This window comes from Neobacillus sp. DZ-9 (assembly GCF_059587065.1).
In genome coordinates this window covers 143,920-161,956 of the sequence record NZ_JCAIOL010000012.1, presented here as the reverse complement: position 1 = coordinate 161,956, position 18,037 = coordinate 143,920, and the positions used below count along the sequence as shown (strand labels likewise).

20 protein-coding genes and 1 pseudogene are annotated in these 18,037 nt (G+C 38.1%); 11 read left to right on the top strand and 10 right to left on the bottom strand.

What is annotated here, in order from left to right; all coding sequences use genetic code 11:
* The coding region (locus AC59HZ_RS26385) for a hypothetical protein (RefSeq protein WP_496548732.1) at positions 1-326 on the bottom strand (326 nt) is incomplete at its 3' end.
* 105 nt (positions 327-431) lie between these two features.
* Positions 432-746: a hypothetical protein gene (locus AC59HZ_RS26380; RefSeq protein WP_496548731.1), complete on the bottom strand. Its 315-nt coding sequence runs from the start codon at positions 744-746 to the stop codon at positions 432-434.
* Between the two features lie 356 nt (positions 747-1,102).
* Between AC59HZ_RS26380 and AC59HZ_RS26375 the strand changes: the two genes are divergently transcribed.
* The 6 genes from AC59HZ_RS26375 to AC59HZ_RS26350 all read left to right on the top strand — a co-directional run bounded on the left by AC59HZ_RS26375 (position 1,103) and on the right by AC59HZ_RS26350 (position 4,732).
* Positions 1,103-1,447 carry an alpha-helical endospore appendage domain-containing protein gene (locus AC59HZ_RS26375; protein ID WP_496548730.1) on the top strand — a complete coding sequence of 115 codons (345 nt, stop codon included), beginning with the start codon at positions 1,103-1,105 and terminating at the stop codon, positions 1,445-1,447.
* A gap of 205 nt (positions 1,448-1,652) precedes the next feature.
* On the top strand, positions 1,653-2,942 hold the full coding sequence (locus tag AC59HZ_RS26370; protein ID WP_496548729.1) for a glycosyltransferase: 1,290 nt from the start codon (positions 1,653-1,655) through the stop codon (positions 2,940-2,942).
* A 130-nt stretch (positions 2,943-3,072) separates the two neighbouring features.
* Entirely contained in the window at positions 3,073-3,426 is a 354-nt protein-coding gene (locus tag AC59HZ_RS26365) for an alpha-helical endospore appendage domain-containing protein (RefSeq protein ID WP_496548728.1), read from the top strand.
* A 152-nt stretch (positions 3,427-3,578) separates the two neighbouring features.
* Positions 3,579-3,773, top strand: a complete 195-nt coding sequence (locus AC59HZ_RS26360) for a DUF7164 domain-containing protein (RefSeq protein WP_496548727.1) — start codon at positions 3,579-3,581, stop codon at positions 3,771-3,773.
* 70 nt (positions 3,774-3,843) lie between these two features.
* On the top strand, positions 3,844-4,314 hold the full coding sequence (locus tag AC59HZ_RS26355; protein WP_496548726.1) for an alpha-helical endospore appendage domain-containing protein: 471 nt from the start codon (positions 3,844-3,846) through the stop codon (positions 4,312-4,314).
* A 79-nt stretch (positions 4,315-4,393) separates the two neighbouring features.
* Entirely contained in the window at positions 4,394-4,732 is a 339-nt protein-coding gene (locus AC59HZ_RS26350) for a hypothetical protein (RefSeq protein ID WP_496548725.1), read from the top strand.
* Between the two features lie 45 nt (positions 4,733-4,777).
* On the opposite strand, the gene AC59HZ_RS26345 is transcribed toward AC59HZ_RS26350, so the two are convergent.
* The 3 genes from AC59HZ_RS26345 to cidR form a co-directional block, all read right to left on the bottom strand.
* Positions 4,778-5,149, bottom strand: a complete 372-nt coding sequence (locus AC59HZ_RS26345; protein WP_496548724.1) for a hypothetical protein — start codon at positions 5,147-5,149, stop codon at positions 4,778-4,780.
* 13 nt (positions 5,150-5,162) lie between these two features.
* On the bottom strand, positions 5,163-5,681 hold the full coding sequence (locus AC59HZ_RS26340; protein WP_496548723.1) for an acyl-CoA thioesterase: 519 nt from the start codon (positions 5,679-5,681) through the stop codon (positions 5,163-5,165).
* Between the two features lie 216 nt (positions 5,682-5,897).
* Entirely contained in the window at positions 5,898-6,794 is an 897-nt protein-coding gene (gene cidR, locus AC59HZ_RS26335; RefSeq protein WP_496548722.1) for a cidABC operon transcriptional activator CidR, read from the bottom strand.
* Between the two features lie 179 nt (positions 6,795-6,973).
* Here cidR and AC59HZ_RS26330 point away from each other — a divergent pair, with 179 nt between their 5' ends.
* The 3 genes and pseudogenes from AC59HZ_RS26330 to AC59HZ_RS26320 all read left to right on the top strand — a co-directional run.
* Positions 6,974-7,669 carry a helix-turn-helix transcriptional regulator gene (locus AC59HZ_RS26330; RefSeq protein ID WP_496548721.1) on the top strand — a complete coding sequence of 232 codons (696 nt, stop codon included), beginning with the start codon at positions 6,974-6,976 and terminating at the stop codon, positions 7,667-7,669.
* Between the two features lie 28 nt (positions 7,670-7,697).
* On the top strand, positions 7,698-7,898 hold the full coding sequence (locus AC59HZ_RS26325; RefSeq protein ID WP_496548720.1) for a CDGSH iron-sulfur domain-containing protein: 201 nt from the start codon (positions 7,698-7,700) through the stop codon (positions 7,896-7,898).
* 14 nt (positions 7,899-7,912) lie between these two features.
* Positions 7,913-8,005 (top strand): annotated as a pseudogene (locus AC59HZ_RS26320) (histidine kinase dimerization/phospho-acceptor domain-containing protein); the annotation flags it as partial.
* 109 nt (positions 8,006-8,114) lie between these two features.
* Here the strand turns inward: AC59HZ_RS26320 and AC59HZ_RS26315 are convergent.
* The 4 genes from AC59HZ_RS26315 to bacA all read right to left on the bottom strand — a co-directional run bounded on the left by AC59HZ_RS26315 (position 8,115) and on the right by bacA (position 11,499).
* Complete coding sequence (locus tag AC59HZ_RS26315) at positions 8,115-8,279, bottom strand: FeoB-associated Cys-rich membrane protein (RefSeq protein WP_496548719.1); 165 nt, start codon at positions 8,277-8,279, stop codon at positions 8,115-8,117.
* A 17-nt stretch (positions 8,280-8,296) separates the two neighbouring features.
* Entirely contained in the window at positions 8,297-10,306 is a 2,010-nt protein-coding gene (gene feoB, locus AC59HZ_RS26310; protein WP_496548718.1) for a ferrous iron transport protein B, read from the bottom strand.
* Positions 10,307-10,309: 3 nt separating this feature from the next.
* Complete coding sequence (locus AC59HZ_RS26305; RefSeq protein ID WP_289988616.1) at positions 10,310-10,531, bottom strand: FeoA family protein; 222 nt, start codon at positions 10,529-10,531, stop codon at positions 10,310-10,312.
* 170 nt (positions 10,532-10,701) lie between these two features.
* The gene (gene bacA, locus AC59HZ_RS26300) at positions 10,702-11,499 is read right to left on the bottom strand and encodes an undecaprenyl-diphosphate phosphatase (RefSeq protein ID WP_496548717.1); all 798 of its coding nucleotides are present in this window, start codon (positions 11,497-11,499) and stop codon (positions 10,702-10,704) included.
* Positions 11,500-11,869: 370 nt separating this feature from the next.
* Here bacA and rlmD point away from each other — a divergent pair, with 370 nt between their 5' ends.
* The gene (gene rlmD, locus AC59HZ_RS26295) at positions 11,870-13,249 is read left to right on the top strand and encodes a 23S rRNA (uracil(1939)-C(5))-methyltransferase RlmD (RefSeq protein ID WP_496548716.1); all 1,380 of its coding nucleotides are present in this window, start codon (positions 11,870-11,872) and stop codon (positions 13,247-13,249) included.
* 218 nt (positions 13,250-13,467) lie between these two features.
* Here rlmD and AC59HZ_RS26290 read toward each other — a convergent pair whose 3' ends face one another.
* Positions 13,468-14,196: an FkbM family methyltransferase gene (locus tag AC59HZ_RS26290; protein WP_496548715.1), complete on the bottom strand. Its 729-nt coding sequence runs from the start codon at positions 14,194-14,196 to the stop codon at positions 13,468-13,470.
* A 566-nt stretch (positions 14,197-14,762) separates the two neighbouring features.
* Between AC59HZ_RS26290 and AC59HZ_RS26285 the strand changes: the two genes are divergently transcribed.
* Complete coding sequence (locus tag AC59HZ_RS26285) at positions 14,763-17,933, top strand: ATP-binding cassette domain-containing protein (RefSeq protein ID WP_496548714.1); 3,171 nt, start codon at positions 14,763-14,765, stop codon at positions 17,931-17,933.
* Positions 17,934-18,037 lie beyond the last annotated feature (104 nt).

Below are 18,037 nucleotides of genomic sequence, written 5' to 3'. Positions count from 1 at the left end.
ACAACTACTACAACTACTACAACTACTACAACTACTACAACTACTACAACTACTACAACTACTACAACTACTACAACCACTACAACCACAACAACTACTACAACCACTACAACTACAACAACAACAACAACTACTACAACTACTACAACTACTACAACTACTACAACTACTACAACCACTACAACCACTACAACTACTACAACCACTACAACTACTACAACCACTACAACCACTACAACTACTACAACTACTACAACAACAACAACAACAACAACAACAACAACAACAACAACAACAACAACAACAACAACAACTACTACTACCACTTCTACTACAACAACAACAACAACAACAACAGCAGCTCCAATCAGCGGTTGTGCTTGTGGTGAATTTAGTTGCGCAGCATTAGTATGTATCGCTAATTTAGTAGGTCAAGGACCACTTGCCGGAAGGATTTCCGCAACGGTAACAGCAAATATTAGTAGTGATGGATCAACAATTACATTTACGGTTACGAATACTTCGACTAGCTCTAGCGCGTTAATTGACCAATTTTTCTTTGAACTCAGTCGTGGATTTGATTCTAATATTACAGGGTCTTCACTTACACCACCATCCAAGAAATTTGATTTCGCCTCTGCTGCAGGGGGAGTAACACCAAATGATTGTGGTACTTTCCAATATAAATTTGGACGTGATACGCCTGCAGATAGACTAGCTGTTGGAGAAACTGGTATTTTTGTCATTAACGCAAACGGAGGTACTCCTTTTACGGCAGCGGACCTAATGGGTCAAACAGTTTGTGTGCGTGTTCAGAATATAACTTAAGTGGTGCAAGGAACTGGCGGATGTGCTTGTGGCACTTGGAATTGCCCCTCACAACAGTACCTTAGATTCTTATGAAACAATGACACTTCGATATTGCTTTTATCGGAGTGTCGTTGTTTTTTCAACGCAGATATAATCATTTTCACATGACATACAACTACAACTCCATATTATAAAAGTGCTTTTACATCAGGTGAAACGCCTAAACAAAAAGGACAACCCTTGAATAACCTATAATAGTAAGTCAAAAAAATTTAAGGAGTTGAAAACTTATATGTCTTTTCCTAATACTCCTCCAGGGGGTATAAATCCAATTCAGGGTTTAGATTCTACTCAGGTAGCCCTTTTGCTTCTTGCGAGCATTGCTTTTGAAGAACTTGGACTAGCCCATTTAATTAATGCAGAAGCAGAAAAGCTTCAAGGAGCTATTGGTACGCTTGTGAATAATAATGGACAACCAGTAAATCCAAACATTCGAGCTAGAAGTTTAGCTGAGTTATTAGCAGCTAACCGTTCAGCGGAAAAAATGCTGCAAACAATTATCAAAAAAGAAATGTTACTCCAATTTAAATTTGAAAATGTCCTTGAATTTCTTTCAACAACAACAACAACTACTTAAACACCGATATAAAGAGGCATTCAAAAAAGCGAACTTTTTGGATGCCTCTTTTTCTTTTTCAATCAACAAATTTACTTGAATTTACACCAGATTTTGTTTTCTATAATTAATTTAGTTTATATATACTTCCTCATTTATGTTCACCGGTAACCCTTTCCAAGTATATAGTATAATGTCTAGTCTCACACAAGGAGGAATTTTTTAAATGAAAGTTGCTTTGCTTACCATGTTTAATGGCCTTACTAGCACGTATTCTTTAGTGAATGTAGTGGCTGAACAGCTCCGGATGATGTTAGATTCTGGATTAGAACCGAAACTACTCGTGAGCGAAACCTGTCCACTTGAGGATCGATATGGAGTTTTTTTAGATGAACGGATTGAATGGGTAAAAATTGTAAACCAAATAGATGGAAAACAAATAAATTGGCGAGATTATTCCCAACCAAACGAAAAAGTGCACGACACTTTTTTTAATGAAGCGGAAGTCATCGCAAAAGACTTTGTTAAACACCTTGAAGACGTCGATGTCTGTATTATGCACGATATTCATTATCAAGGTTGGCATTTAGTCCATAATGTAGCCATTAGAAAAGCCCAAGAAAAATTACCTAAAGTGAAATTTATTGCCTTTACACATTCTGCCCCTGCGAATCGTCCGCCTAGTCCCAAATGGCCACTTTCAGCACGTTTTTCTTCCATGCCAAATACGCTGTATGTGTACCCAACACAATCGGGCATTCCGGCTCTAGCTAAACAATACAATGTCCCAGAGGGAAGATGTAGAGTCGTAAATAACAGTCTAGATTTATTAAACTTTGTAAGCGATGAAATTAAGATACTAAACAAAGAAACAGATTTAATTAGCCCTGATATATTAATCGTTTACCCTGGACGTTTAACCACTGGTAAAAAATTTGAAAAGGTAGCTATGCTAGCTGGTGCCATAAAAAAACAATCAGAACTGAGTGTCAAAGTCCTATTTTGTGATTTCCCAAGCATGGATATTTCCTCCAAAACCTATAAAGCTCTAATTCGATTACAAGGTTCAGCCTATGGATTAAGCCAAAGTGATTTATTTTTCACTTCAGATATAAAGGAATTTAAAAATGGATTTCCAAGAAAAGGTGTTATGGAGTTATTTGGTTTATCAAATTTATTTATATGCCCATCCTTTTCAGAGTCGTTTGGTTTAACCGTATTAGAGGCTGCCAGCAAAGGAAATTTCCTCGTTTTGAATGAAAGAGTACCTGCTTTAGAGGAATTAGGGAAAAATTTGGATGCCTATTTCATGAAGTGGGATGCTAGAAACTTTGGTTTTGATACGAAGGAAACCTATAACCCCTCAGAAGAAGCGTACCTTGCCGAACATGCTAATATCATTGTGAATAGGATGAGGGAAAATGCCATGCTGAAAGCTAAAACAATGGCCAGACAGCGTTACAGTCCTAAATGGGTGTGGGAAAACCAGCTCGAACCGATGATCCAATTTTTATAAATATAAACTGATGCCCAAACCAGCAAACAAATTATAGATGTTTCTTAACAATAAATTTTCTCAAAACGTCCAGACAATCTAGGCAAATTAGAATAATGTAATGTAGTATCCAAAAAGGGAGGTGGATGTCATGTCTTTTCCAAATATTCCAGAAGATATTAATCCCATTGAAGGTCTTGATTCTGAACAGGTAGCGCTTTTGCTCCTTGCTTCAATTGCTTTTGAAGAGCTAGGCTTAGCTCATTTAATTAATGTAGAAGCAGAAAAGCTTCAAGGAGCTATAGGAACACTTGTTGATGATGAAGGTAATTTAATCAACGAGGATATAAAGGCAGAAAGTCTAGAAGAGTTATTAGAAGCAAACAAATCTGCTGAAAGAATGCTTCAAACGATTGTCAAAAAAGAAATGTTACTTCAATTTAAATTTGAAAATGTTCTTGATTTTTTAAATCAAATAGAATCCTCTGACGATGATAAAAAGTGATGAATAATCGCTCTATATTACAGAGTAGTGAAAAAGGCCATGAATGATTTATTTCATGGCCAATTGTATTATAATAGTCCCCTTTTCATCCAGAAAATATCTTCTTTGGTCATTTGATCATAGCTAGATTCATATCTTTTAAAAAGTTGCTTTTGGAAGATTATTATATTGTTGTTGAAAGAGTGGACCATTATGATTATATATTAAGAACCGATGCGGGCACCTTTTTAACACCAGCATGGAATTCTTTCATCCCTTCTCTCTATACAGTTGGACAAGGTGGTTATGTCAACGATGCTAAAACACGATCTACCCTAAAAAGAAATACATTTTTAGGCTTGACATAATGGTTCCACCAAACCTATTTGGGCATAGACTACATGAGAAAGCAAATTGTTATAAGGAGGTTTTTCTCAAATGAGTATGCCTACAATCCCAAAAGAACCGCATCGTCCTAATAAGCAAGAAGTAGTAATTGATTTGCTTGAGTCGATTGCGTTAGAGGAAATTGCTTTGTCCCACATTATGAATGCGGAAGCAGAGAAAATCCAAGCATTTGTAGGGAAAAATTTGAATTTTCCTACCCATCCAGGAAATGGGGATATTATTAAATTTAATAATGGCGTTAACAGGCTACTTGAAACCATTGTGATGAAAGAGTGGCTTTTACTCAAAAAATTAGAGAATGTTATAGATTTCATCGAAGAAGAGGAGAACGAAGAGGAAAGCAGTTCATTTTTTAGCTCAAGCAGCAGTAGCAGCTCAAGCAGCAGTAGCAGCTCGGGTAGCAGTGGCAGCTCAGGCAGCAGTGGCAGCTCGGGTAGCAGTGGCAGCTCAGGCAGCAGTGGCAAGCCTGGTAAAAAAGGTCCTGGAAGAAAGGCTCCTTGAAAATAAGGTGAGAAATATACATCATTGAGGCTAAATCAAATGATGGCTGATTTAACAAAGGATAAAGGAGTGATCTTAATTGAACAGCCTAGATAATGATGAAAAAATCATAAAATCATTAAGGTCGGCACCCTACTTGCAAATGGCACTTGCAAACTATTTACAATCTTTTCTTACATTGTTAAAGGCGGAATTCAACATTATAGATCACCAAACAATTGCAGATAGTGTACACAGAATTAAAAAAAGTGTAAATCAATTACAAAATTTAACAGATGAAAGAATCAGGATTTATTCAAAAAATTACTCCAAACTTGAAATCAATAATATGTTGAAGAAGAATCAACCATTAAATGAGAAGATTAATTCTGAATTCAACCAATTCTTTTTGACACTCCAAAAACAAAGAAAAAATTGAGGAAAGGACTGATTACAAACAGTCCTTTTTCATTTTGGGGTAAGATTATTGAATACTAGAGGCACCTAATAAAGACTCAGGGGTATTCCCTAATGCTAAAAGGCTGATTTTTGCATATCCAATACTTTTAAATTTAGCGAAATATTGTTTCAGTACTTCGGAATCAGCATCATTTTTTACTCTTTGTAATTCCTTTTTATACAAACGGAGTACTGATCCATAGACAAAATTGGGGATATATTGACCAGGATCTTCATCCATTATTAAACATCCCATGTAATGATATTTAAATTGGAAAGCACGGGTAAGATTGACTGCTTCCAACAGTTTTTCAAAAAGGTTTGGATAGTCTTTTTTTAGGTTCTCAATGCTTTCTTTGGCTGCTTTTAATTCTTCTATATTAGATAAAGTAATCATAGAGGCTCCTCCTTTATTTATCCCAAGGTTTTTCTATTGAAATATACGATGCTAATTCTTTACTCTTTTGTCTTCTTAATTTACGGATTTCCGCCCTTTCCTTACCTGTTTGGTAAAGAAACTTTTCTTCTTCCGTTTCTGGAATGATACTTGGAACGATTACGGGCTGTTTATTCTCATCTAAGGCTACAAAAGTCAAAAATGCGGTAGCAGAAATGCGGCGTTCGCCAGTCATGATATCCTCAGCAATAACCTTACAAAAAATTTCCATTGAGGTTTTTCCTGTATAAGTTACAAACGATTCAACACAAACAGAATCCGTTTGATGAATAGGGCATAAAAAATCGATTGAGTCTGTTGAGGCCGTCACGCATTCTTTCACTCTCGAATGCCGACGTGCGGATAATGTAGCGGCATCATCTAGTTTTTTCATCAAAACGCCGCCAAACAATGTATTGTAGTTATTTAAATCGCAAGATAATACTTGAGCTGTATTAACAATACGGCTTTCTTTTACTTTTTTTGCTTTCATTGGTTGCATCCTTTCATGCTTGGATTTTAGTTAGTAAAAACTATATCCACGTTATTAAAAGGTTTTTCTTGCCTGAAACAAGTGTAAGCCGCATTGGAACATTAGTAAAATGGTTATATTTCATCAATCCTATAGCTTTTATCTATGTAAATGCTTTCAACTATTCAATGTATATATAGGTAGAATGTAAAAAAACGGTTCACAAAAATGAACCGTTTAATCGTTTTGATAACACATTGAAAGCTGGTCTTTCGTAAACTGCAGCCATTCTTTTGCCGCATAAGAGAAGTATTGATTTCTCCCCCAGATTATCCCGAGGTTCCAACTAATAGTCGGGTTTACAACTCTGACCGCCCTTACATGTTTATTCAAATGATGGCAAATACTTTCAGGTAAAAGCGAAACTCCAAATTTACTTGCGACCATTTCTTCTATAAAAGAGCGCTGTGAACTTTCTGAAATAATGTGTGGATTAAAGCCCGCACTATTGCAAGCAAATATGATTCGATCATTAAGGACGAAATCCTTGTTAAACAATATTAACGACTCATCCGCCAATTCCGCCAAATTTATTTCCTCTTTCTTAGCTAAAGGGTGTGATTCGTGCACGATAAGCTTTAGGTTTTCTTCCATAAAAGAAAAATGCTCAAATATCTCGTTCTTTGTTGGAAGAACTACAACACCGACATCTAGAAGATTCTTTTCAACATTTTCCTCTATTTTTTTTGAACCCTCCTCAACCAATTGGAAAGTAATCCCTGGGTATCTTTCGTGAAAATTGCCAACTATTTTAAGGAAATGGTGAGCATCAAATATTGGCGGCAGGCCGATGCGAATATGCCCTTTTTTAAGTCCTGTAAGGTTGTCCAATTCCATTTCTAAATTCTTAAATGCTTTGTCAATAAGTTTTGCTTGCTCTAAAATGATGCGACCAGCATCAGTTAAGGTTAATTGCTTTCGAGACCGATCAAACAGGGCGACTCCCAGTTCCATTTCTAGGTTCTTAATCATCTTACTAATGGTAGGCTGTGTAATGAATAAATGATTTGCGGCACGTGAGAAACTATTATAATTCGAAACTTCAATAAAATATTGTAAATGTTTAATATCCAATTTTGCGGTACACCTTCTTGTGTTTTATGTTAAACGCATAGTTAAAAAATGTTACTATTAGGCCTATTCATTAGATTGGGCTATTTTAATTCGATTAATCAACTTTATCAATAAAAAACTTGAACTATTATTTAAATTCGTGAATATATTTTTAAAAAGAACAGCAGGGAGGAGAACTTTTGAGTTTCCATGCCGAACATTTATCAGAACCAAGACAGAGGATTATTCATGTCATAAAAAGTAACGGGGCAGCTTCCATGAGTGAACTAGCGTCGGTGTTGGACATTTCTGGTGAGGGCGTACGTCAGCACCTTTTGCAATTAGAAAGGGATGGCTGGGTCAGCCGTTTTGCTGAAAAAAACAATGGCATTGGCCGTCCGCATATCCGTTATCATTTAACCACAGCTGGAGAGCATCTGTTTGAAAAAAATTATGATCATTTAACAATTGAAGTTCTTGATACAATGGTCAATTACCTTGGAGAGCCAGCACTTAAACAGGTACTTTCCGCGATGATTGAAGAAAGAGTTCGTGAATGGGAACCGAAATTGGCGGGGTTAACCACCCTCGAAAGATTAAATGCACTAAAGGATATTTATATGAAAAACGACTTTTATATGGAAGTTGTACAAAAGGGTGAAGAATATTATCTGATTGAGAGAAATTGCCCTTTTCACAATGTGGCCTTAAAGCGGCCCATCCTTTGCAGTGTTACGGTATCCGTTCTTACTCATTTACTTGGATGTACCGTAAATAGAGTCCAGCGCCTTCAGAATGGGGATGGCTGTTGTGCTTTTCATGTGCAAATAAATGAACCTGTCGATTGTAATACTTCCCGTATCATCATGGAGGATGAAAAGTCCAATTCAAAATAAAAAATAAGATGTTAGGAGACTGATAGACATGGAAAATCAAATTAAAATCTCGGACAATGGTCCACTTGCCGTAACCGGTGACTTCCAACTGATCGATGCGGAAGGGAATGAATTTCCGAAAAAGGCAAAAGTGTATTTGTGCCGCTGCGGTCTTTCGGGTAAAAAGCCGTTTTGTGACGGATCCCATAAGAAGGGAGGATTTGAGAGCAGTCCAAGGGCTTCTGACTGAAAGTAAATCCACAGATTGAAAGGCAAAGGCAAACGGAAAAATTAAAGGATGAGCTTATCGCCAATGTTTCCCGTGATTTACGCACACCCTTAACTTCTATCATGGGCAGTTACAAAAATCATATTATTTCCCTATCAATTACACTGCCATTACATGATTAATAAACAACAGGCCCCATGGTTTTCCAACCATGGGGCCTGACTTTTAAACCGTCCATCACTTCGAAACAGTTGTTGCGTCTGGAGTGGAGCAAGAACTGCTGCAAGATTTATTCAGCTCACAAGCCGCACATTTCCCTTGCTTGCTTTTTTTAATATGACGGGCCATCATCCAGCCTGCATATCCAAATATAACGAGACCAATCAATATATTTACGAACATGTGTCAAGCCTTCTTTCTTAAAAGAATAGACCACCAATTTGATAGATTAATATCGAAATGAAATAGGCAATGATCAAGGCATAGATAATGGAAATATAAGTCCATTTTTTAGAAGCTGTTTCTTTTCTAATCGTCGCTACTGTCGCTAAGCATGGTACATATAACAGGACAAACGCCATGAAGCTTAAAGCAGAAAGTGCTGAATAATGAGTGCTTAATACGCCTTGCAGCGATGTTGCATTCGGAACCTGATAGATAATATTCATGGTCGCCACGACGACTTCTTTTGCAAGGAAGCCGGTGAGCAAGGATGCACCCGCTTGCCAGGTTCCAAACCCTAATGGTTGAAAAATTGGCGCAAGAACACCGCCAATCATGGCAAGGAAGCTATCGTCCATTTCCACATTTAATCCATGCGGACCTGCATAGGTCAGCAGCCAAATGAAAACTGATCCTCCAAAGATAAACGTCCCCGCTTTACGGATAAAGCCTTTTCCTTTTTCCCATGTACTTCTCCATAAGGTTAACGCTTGAGGAACCCGGTATGGAGGCAGTTCAATTACAAACACACTTTTTTCTCCTTTTAACAATAAAAAGGAAAACACTCGCGCTACGATCATGGCTACAACAATTCCAAGGACATATAGAGATAAAACCACTAACGCTTGATATTTTACAAAGAAGGCACCAACGAATAAAGCATATACTGGAAGACGTGCTGAGCACGACATTAACGGTGTCAATAAAATCGTTAACAATCTTTCCTTCGGCTGTTCGATGGTCCGCGCTGCCATTACTCCGGGAACATTGCAGCCGAAGCCGATAATCATTGGAATGAACGCTTTCCCGTTAAGACCGATCGATTCCATTATGCGGTCCATCACCATGGCAACCCTGGCCATATAGCCAGAATCCTCAAGGAATGAGATAAAGAAAAACATGATAAAGATTTGCGGGACAAATACGAGCACCCCGCCAACCCCCGCAACAATTCCATCCAGTACCAAATCCTTAATAAAACTAGAAGCGCCAATGGCGGTCAGTCCTTTAGCCAGCCCCTCTGACAATGGACCAGAAAAAAAACCGTCTAATAGATCCGCCAGCGGTGTGCCTAGCCAATCAAATGTCAGCATGAACATCACATACATAAACGCTAGGAATATTGGCAGGCCAAGGAATTTGTTTGTGACGATGCGATCAATGAATTCCGTCGCCGTTTTTTTATTTAACGAGGTAACCGTTGTAACTTGGTCTAAAATACTAGTAACCTTTTGGTCACGAACATTGTAGATATATTGTCTAATAGAGGGTGCAAGACCAAGCTTTACGAGCTCTTCTTCTGTCTCCCTCTTTATTTGATCAAGCTTATCGGCATTGGCGATATGTTGATCAAAATAGGTTTTTACTCGTTTATTTCCTTCTAAAAATTGAATCGCCATCCATCTTCTATTCAAATTAGAATCGTTTGGAAGAATGTTGATGATTCGATCGATTGCTTTTTCTAAGAATCCATAATCCACATTGAAAACAGGGGTCTGGATTTCTTTTTTTTGATTGGTGATCAGTTCCTTCGATAATAGGTCACAACCCTTACCGGACCTGGCAATAATCGGAACAATGCTGACACCTAATAAGTCTTCCAGTTTCTTCTCATCTATTTTTGTGCCTCTTGTTTTGGCGACATCGATCATATTGAGACCCACTAAAAGAGGCTTGCCAAATTCGATTAATTGAATGGTTAGCTGCAGATTTCGTTTTAGCTGGGAAGCATCTACAATATTCAATATTTTTTCGAATTCCTCTGTTAATAAAAACTCCGTCACCACTTCTTCATCCCTGGAAAGTGGATTTAAGGAATATACTCCAGGCAGATCGATTAGCAGTCCGTTTTGATTACGAAGCTTGCCAACCTTTTTTTCAACGGTTACACCGCTCCAGTTTCCCACATATTCATAGGAGCCTGTTAGATTATTAAAAAGTGATGTTTTCCCTGTGTTAGGGTTTCCAAATAAGGCAAACTGAGACATTTGTTATCTCACTCCTATACATGATGCTTCTCTACGGCGCAGACTGAGACACTGTCCACATACTTCAACCATCACTGGCCCGCCAAAGGGCATTGTCCGTTTTAAACAGACTTCTACTCCTTCGACAAGTCCCATATCGATTAAACGTTGTTGAACTAAATCATTTATTTTTGAAATATCCGATACAATCGCTTTTGTTCCTTGCTTTAAATCCGTTAGATTCATCGCAAAGCCTCCTAGTGTTAACACAACTAATAATGATAATTATTCTCATTAGATTATATCACATCTACCACAAATAGACATAAAATATATGTGAAAATTTTATGTCATTAATTAGGCAAAAAAGCCAGTCCCCTTTCATGCAGGGACTGGCTTCCTTCAGCTTTCAATTCCTATAGAATGACAAAAATATAAAATAGGGCGGCCAAGATGATTCGGTAATAGGCAAAAACCGTTAGGCCGATTTTTCCTAATATTTTAAGGAATAGGACGGCTACAAACATGGCTACGACAAAGGCTGTGATAAAACCGATAGCGAACAAAGGAAAGTCGCTTGCCTGTAATATGTCCAAATTCTTTATAAAATCCAAACCTGTTGCCCCAACCATAATCGGAAGGGCAATTAAAAAGGAAAATTCGGCGGCTGTTTTATGATTCGCGCCAGCTAGTAACCCGCCTGATATTGTCGATCCAGCACGGGAAAAACCAGGGATAACCGCCAAGCATTGAAATAACCCAATGGTTAAAGCTTGTTTGTAGCTCAATTCATCCACATTGTCAGCGGTGAATGCTCTATGCTTTTTTTCTGCAAAAATCATCAAAATCGCTCCAGCAACAAGGCTGACAACGACAACCTGTGGTGAAAAAAGCTTTGTTTTAATGAAATCATGCAACAACAGCCCAGCTATTGCAGCCGGGATGACTCCTAATATAATATGTACGACATCTAATTTCTTTTCTGGTTTTCCAATCGTCTTGAAATTTAATAGTGAAAGATATCTTTTCCAATATAAAACTAAAATGGCAAGCATCGAACCAAGTTGAATTATGACCTCAAAGGTATTCGCCTTTTGGCCTGTAAAACCTAACAAACTTCCCACTAATATCAAGTGACCTGTAGAAGATACAGGTAGGTATTCTGTCAATCCCTCCACTATTCCCAAGATAAATGCTATGATGTGTTCGTTCATTTTTTTCCAATTCCCTTCATTTGTTCCTTGGTTTGTATTCAAGGACATACAGATCGGTTTTCTAATGAGGAGAAAAAATATGGTTTCTCTCTATTTGAAAGTATAGTCTTAATATTTTAATGATTTCAAGTCACAACTATTAATTTACACTAGTTTAACATTCTCTCATTGTTCTATTTCCTTTTTAACGTGTATGTTGTAACCATGGTCGAAGCGAATTGACGGAGTCAATCCTCACGGGTAGCTCCGTTTTCCCAGGCTACGGTGTTGGAAAATCGGCGGAATTGTTTGAGAATGCTGGCTCATTTCGTATTTCTGCTCATTCTGTGATACAATTCATCTAGTCAAAACGGAGCAAAGGAAGAAGCGAATGAGCAGAACATTGCCAGTAAATAAGAATGATTACATAGATGTAGTTTTTGAAGATTTAACCCATGACGGGGCTGGGGTGGCCAAGGTGGAAGGCTATCCAATTTTTGTTCCGAATGGGCTGCCAGGTGAAAAAGCAAAAGTTAAGGTTATCAAGGCCAATAAAGGTTACGGTTTTGGGCGCTTAATCGAGCTTTATGAAAAGAGCCCGTATCGGGTTGATATTCCAAACAATGAAAAGCACAAATATGGCGGCTGCCAGCTTGAGCATATTAGCTATGAGGGCCAGCTTCAATATAAGGAAAATCAAGTTCGTCAGGTATTGACTCGTATTGGTAAACTCGAAGACGTTATCGTCCATCCGATTCTAGGGATGGACAACCCTCTGCAGTACCGGAACAAAGCCCAGGTGCCAGTCGGGGAAAAAGACGGAAAACTGATTGCCGGATTTTTTAAGCCAAGAAGCCATGAAATTGTTGATACGGATGAAAGTGTGATCCAGCTGCCGGAAGTGAACGGAGCGGTACAGGCTGTGAAGGAAATCTGCAGCGGGCTTGGTATTCCCGCTTATCAGGAGGAATCGCATAAAGGTGTACTAAGGCACATAATGGCAAGGTACGGAAAACAAACTGGTGAACTGATGGTCGTGATTATCACAAAGACTTCAGAAATTCCTCATCAGAAAAAGCTAGTAGAGGAAATTATGGCCCGCCTGCCAAAAGTTAAGTCGATTGTCCATAATGTCAATTCCAAGCGGACAAACGTGATTTTAGGAGAAAAAACGACTGTCTTATGGGGGAACGAAGTCATATATGACTATATTGGCGACGTAAAATTTGCGATTTCTGCGCTATCCTTTTACCAAGTGAACCCAGTGCAGACAAAGGTTCTATACGATAAAGCGCTTGAATACGCAAACTTAACTGGGGAAGAAAATGTCATTGATGCGTATTGTGGAATCGGAACGATTTCATTATTTTTAGCACAAAAAGCAAAGAAGGTTTTCGGCGTAGAAGTTGTTCCAGAAGCGATTGAGGACGCCAAACGGAATGCGGAATTGAATGGGATTAAGAATGCCGAGTTTGCAGTCGGGGAAGCGGAGATTGTGATTCCTCAGTGGTATAAGGAAGGCAATGTTGCGGATGTACTTGTTGTCGATCCGCCACGCAAAGGCTGTGATGAGGCATTGCTGCGGACGATTATTGACATGAAGCCTAAAAAGGTTGTTTATGTTTCCTGTAACCCTGCAACGTTGGCGAGGGATTTACGGATTCTTGAAGACGGGGGCTATACGACCGTAGAAGTACAGCCGGTAGATATGTTTCCGATGACGACACACGTCGAGTGTGTCTCACAACTTATGTTAAAGAAAGGCAACTAACCCTTTTGGGCGTTGCCTTTTTACGTTTCTTGGGACGGATTAACAAGCTGTATTGAATGTGGACAGTTCCACGTGATAATAGCACTTCTGCTGCTATTTATTTGTATAGAAGAATGTAATAGTAAGGTTATGCAGACATTTGGAAGCGTTAGGAGGCTACCGATTCTGCCAAAGGTTTGCCTCTATTCCTAATATTTCCTGTATTTAGGATGATTCACTTAGATTTCTTTTAAGTTTTCAAAGTCCATTGAAATTTCAATAGGCACACAAAGCATGTTATTATCCGCATCCTGTTGATTCACGTAAAGTCTATACTCAAGACATCGTACATAATTAATTAAGGAAGCAGATTTATTTGCCCGATTATTTTCTACATACAAAAATGGTCTAAATTTTATTATTGTGTTTTGAGCTCCTCTTAAGACATTTTCCTCCATTCCTTCAACGTCTACCTTAATAAAATGGCATGACTTTAACCCAAGATTATCAATCGTGACAACAGGTACAGTCTCGCCCCCAATTACACGAGGCTGCCCGTGTAATGGCTCCGAAAGTGAAAAACCACCGAAATTATAGCTTTGATCCATATCAAGCTCTTTTACAAATATGCTTCCTTCCACATTTGAGACTGCCTTCTGATAGCACCGAACATTCGTTAAACTGTTAATCGCAACAACTCCTGCCAACATGTAAAAGATTAATCTCTGAGGCTCAAAAGCTAAAACATTTCCATTTTCACCAACCAGTCTTGATAGTGCAAGTGTATGGGGACCTATATTTGCGCCAACATCTATTACAGTCATACCTGGACGAAGGAACTTTTTCCAAATATTAATAGAATCCGATTCCCATTCTCCGTAGTAACCAACAATTTGTCCAATATAATCATTTTTATTACAAATCAACAAGCCATATGGACCATTAATAATATGATTAAACTCTTCCATTGTTTCACCCTTTTCTTTAACTTCTGCTTTAATTTATTCGTTAAAAATGGCAGTGTGTGGACAAAACCCCGTTATGCATAAAAATAGGAACCTCTGTTAGTGATTTGGTCTGTGATTGCTGAGGTGTTGTTGCATGAGATTGAAGAAATGGGTTTTGAGACGCTCATATGACAGAAGATATATGTAAGGAGCAGGCGATTGATTTAGATTCTAAAGGGAACCAATTTGTACAGTTGATGAATGGGGAATTTTAGTAACAACAACTCCTCATAACGTGAGGGGTTTCTTTTTTAAAATAAGTGAATTACTAGTTGAATAATCCAAACTAAAAGATTTTAAAAAAATATACTATGAGGAGGATTCTTAGATAGGCCGATGCAATTGGCGAAGATCTAAATGAACTATTGGGAGAAATGTCAGACCAAATCTATGCATACGTATAGGGAAAACAAACGGCTTAGTATTGGACTGAGCCGTTTTGATTCGAAAAAAACTCAGGCACATTCATTTGAAGTTGTGCTAACATGGCAATACTAGATTTAGAGAATAGAGAGAGAGGATACCCGATGAAAATAAATCAATTAATTGCCAACAATATTAACCGTTTAGATTGCCTATTGCCGGAGGATCAATCGATAGGAATTGCTGGTTTGTCCGGATCTGGTAAAACTACCTTTTGTCAAACCATTGGTGAAGAATCCAAGAAGCGTCTTGTTTCCTTATTGCCTAAGGCTGAATATCAGTATTTGTTTTCAAATATAATGGAAACGAATTTTAGTGCCATCAAGATGGAAGATATGCCTTTAGTACTTTTTCTAGGTAAATCATCGATTTCTTCGAATCCGCGTTCAACGATTGGCACCCATACTGGCGTTTTTAAAGAGATTCGAGAGAGGCTTGCAGAAAACTTTCATCTTTCGCCAGAAGTTTTTTCCTTTAATAATGAATTAGGCTGGTGTCCGGCTTGTAAAGGACGCGGAACTACCAAAAATGTCGAATGTCCAAAGTGTAAGGGCCGGCGATATAATCAAGAAGTTGAACAGAAGCAAATCGAATTATTTGAAAAACCTCATAGTATTTCCGATATCAATGAATTAAGCATTGAATCGATCCTTTCCATAGCAGAGGAATTACATATTAGTGAAGCGAAGCAGCATATTCTCCAAAATATCATCGATATGAATATTGGCTACTTAACATTAAATCGAATCATGGGTACATTGTCAGGAGGGGAATTAACACGGCTTTACTTGGCAGAATTCATGGCAGCAAGTGTTAATACAGTTATTATTATTGATGAAATCTCCGTTGGTCTTGATCACCAAACCCTATTGAAAATTTTAGAACAGATTAAACAATTGGGTTATAAGAATCAAATTTGGCTGATTGATCATTCTGACACGGTGCTGGATACAGCTGAAGAGCAATTGTTCTTTGGGCCTGGCAGTGGTAAATACGGCGGAAAAATTGTCGAGGAATCACCTCGTCCAAAACCTGTTTTTTGGGAACGAAATCAGGCTATGCCAACAGAATACTATCAATTTCTTGATCTTTACTGTCGTAATATTCAAATGGCTGAAATTCAGATTCCCAAAAATAGACTTGTAACCTTTACAGGGGAGTCTGGATGTGGTAAGTCGACCCTTGTAAATGAGTGTATCTCTAAGGATTTTCTGAAGCGATATCCAAAAGATAAACTGGTTATGGTAGGGCAGGACCGAAATCAATCGATTACCAGCAGGTCAACGGTTGCGACATTTCTGGATATTAAAAAGAAACTCACCAAATACAGTGACGAAATTGATGATATTTTTCAGCGCTCGATTGAAGATATTATTGAGGAACTGCCAAAGGAAGACATCGCTCATAAACGCTTGAGCTTATTGATCAAATTGGGACTTGGTTATTTGACGTTGGAAAGAAAAACACAGTCCTTATCTACGGGTGAATTTCAATGTGTCCATTTAGTTTCTGAGCTGTTTTCAAACTCAAGAAACCCGCATACGCTGTTTATTTTTGACGAGCCTTCAAAGGGGTTGTCACAAAATATTTTAAATCAATTTATTGATAGTGTCAGGGGCATTCTGCAAGATGAATCTGTCTCGATCGTGATGATTGAACATAACGCCTATATGCTGGAAAGTTCTGATTTTATCGTTGATTTTGGTAAAAGACAGCTTGAACCTGTTCGCCATCTTGATGTAGTCAGTCATGATGATTATTATCATGAACAAAACGGTACTAATGGTGTTGCTCCTTTGCATATTTCTTCAACACTAGCTTCGAAAAATGGCATTTACTACTTAAAAGAAAATCATATTGACTATTTTAAAAATGCAGAAAACGTCTATAAGGGCGGCATATTAAAAAGCTTATCATCAATGGCCCGTTTGATTTATGGTGAATACGAATCTGAAACCATTGCACCCGCCATCGCCATTGATCTTGAAAGGCATTTGTATAGTCAATATAGTTTTCTTTATGAAATGGGCGGTTTGATCAACCATATTGTGGCTGCACATCCGACCAATAAAGATACTAGAAGCTTTGATTTCTATTATCAAGATAATCATTGTCCAAGCTGCTCTGGACGCCGGGTAATTGAGAAATTTGATATTGATGTGGTTATCCAAGATAAAAACGCGCCATTCTGGGAGGGCTTATTACATCCAGACGTGATGGAGGTATTAAAATACTATCAATATCCCAAATTGCAATTCCTATTTGATGAGATCAAGAATGAGCTAGGTCAAGATATTAGTAAAAGCTATAATGAGATGACAGAGGCAGAAAAGCATACCTTTTTATATGGTTATTGGGAAAAGTCATTTTATGATAAAGCAGGCAAGGCTACAAGAACATGGGAGGGCTTCAATATCATCATTGGGCGGTATATGTTCATTTCGAAATCTATTATTAAGGAGCATATGAAAGCGTCAAAAGAGATGATTACTTGTCCAGTATGTCAAGGCACCGTGCTGAACCATCATAAAAAGCTAAGATTTGGTGACATAGATGTCCGTGAGATTATCCATCAACCGATTGATCAAGTCATCAAAACGGTAGGGAAGCTGCCACAACTGGAAAAACTGAAATCCATTGTTGGCGGAGAAATGGTGTTGACTGAGGATGTTTCCTTTCTGTCAAGGGAGACACAAGTGAGGCTGAAAATGCTGGAACTGGAGCTGGCGAGTTTTGCCGGCTATGAAGTGGTTTTACAAAATGCCTTGCCATTTTGGGACAATATTAAAGGCAATATCGAAGCCATTTGCTATAAAAACCAGATTACCATCTGTGATTTTGCCAATATTGCCGAAACAAGAGAAACCATTATTGATAAGTATTTTACCAATGGAAAATACAAAAAATTAACGTATGTCTATGAAGCGTTTGGTTACAAAAAGATTGTTACCCAAATCAATAAGATTAAAGCAAGTCATCCATGCCCATTCTGCAAAGGGAAGAAAGTCATTTCAGAAGATAATCTCCATGAGGGGGTCTATAAATTATCGGTACCATGTGTTAGCTGTTATGCAAGTGGCATCAATGAAGAAGGGCGGAAGGAAATCGTCGATGGTATTGATGTGCAAACATGGCTCACTGGCAAAGTAAAAGATGCTGTGGCTGAAAGCTTACAAACGGAGGATGTTGCTGATATTCCAATTTTTAATCGTATTCGTGAGTTGAATAAACGAGATATGATGGCGGTTTATCAATGTCTTGAGAGGAATAATTAATGTCAGTCAACGATAGAAAACTCATTTGCAATAATTGTAAATGAGTTTTTTTATGCTATTATGAAGGTAAATATAGGAAAAAACGAGTCATGCTCTCGCGTTTA

Excerpts from the sequence above, each read along its gene's own strand:
- bacA (WP_496548717.1), bottom strand. The coding sequence starts at position 11,499 with ATGAACGAACACATCATAGCATTTATCTTGGGAATAGTGGAGGGATTG.
- AC59HZ_RS26315 (WP_496548719.1), bottom strand. The coding sequence starts at position 8,279 with ATGTTCGTAAATATATTGATTGGTCTCGTTATATTTGGATATGCAGGC.
- AC59HZ_RS26325 (WP_496548720.1), top strand. The coding sequence starts at position 7,698 with ATGGAAAATCAAATTAAAATCTCGGACAATGGTCCACTTGCCGTAACC.
- AC59HZ_RS26290 (WP_496548715.1), bottom strand. The coding sequence starts at position 14,196 with ATGGAAGAGTTTAATCATATTATTAATGGTCCATATGGCTTGTTGATT.
- feoB (WP_496548718.1), bottom strand. The coding sequence starts at position 10,306 with ATGTCTCAGTTTGCCTTATTTGGAAACCCTAACACAGGGAAAACATCA.
- AC59HZ_RS26305 (WP_289988616.1), bottom strand. The coding sequence starts at position 10,531 with ATGAATCTAACGGATTTAAAGCAAGGAACAAAAGCGATTGTATCGGAT.
- AC59HZ_RS26345 (WP_496548724.1), bottom strand. The coding sequence starts at position 5,149 with ATGATTACTTTATCTAATATAGAAGAATTAAAAGCAGCCAAAGAAAGC.
- AC59HZ_RS26340 (WP_496548723.1), bottom strand. The coding sequence starts at position 5,681 with ATGAAAGCAAAAAAAGTAAAAGAAAGCCGTATTGTTAATACAGCTCAA.
- AC59HZ_RS26285 (WP_496548714.1), top strand. The coding sequence starts at position 14,763 with ATGAAAATAAATCAATTAATTGCCAACAATATTAACCGTTTAGATTGC.
- rlmD (WP_496548716.1), top strand. The coding sequence starts at position 11,870 with ATGAGCAGAACATTGCCAGTAAATAAGAATGATTACATAGATGTAGTT.
- AC59HZ_RS26365 (WP_496548728.1), top strand. The coding sequence starts at position 3,073 with ATGTCTTTTCCAAATATTCCAGAAGATATTAATCCCATTGAAGGTCTT.
- AC59HZ_RS26375 (WP_496548730.1), top strand. The coding sequence starts at position 1,103 with ATGTCTTTTCCTAATACTCCTCCAGGGGGTATAAATCCAATTCAGGGT.
- AC59HZ_RS26380 (WP_496548731.1), bottom strand. The coding sequence starts at position 746 with ATGACAAAAATACCAGTTTCTCCAACAGCTAGTCTATCTGCAGGCGTA.
- AC59HZ_RS26355 (WP_496548726.1), top strand. The coding sequence starts at position 3,844 with ATGAGTATGCCTACAATCCCAAAAGAACCGCATCGTCCTAATAAGCAA.
- AC59HZ_RS26370 (WP_496548729.1), top strand. The coding sequence starts at position 1,653 with ATGAAAGTTGCTTTGCTTACCATGTTTAATGGCCTTACTAGCACGTAT.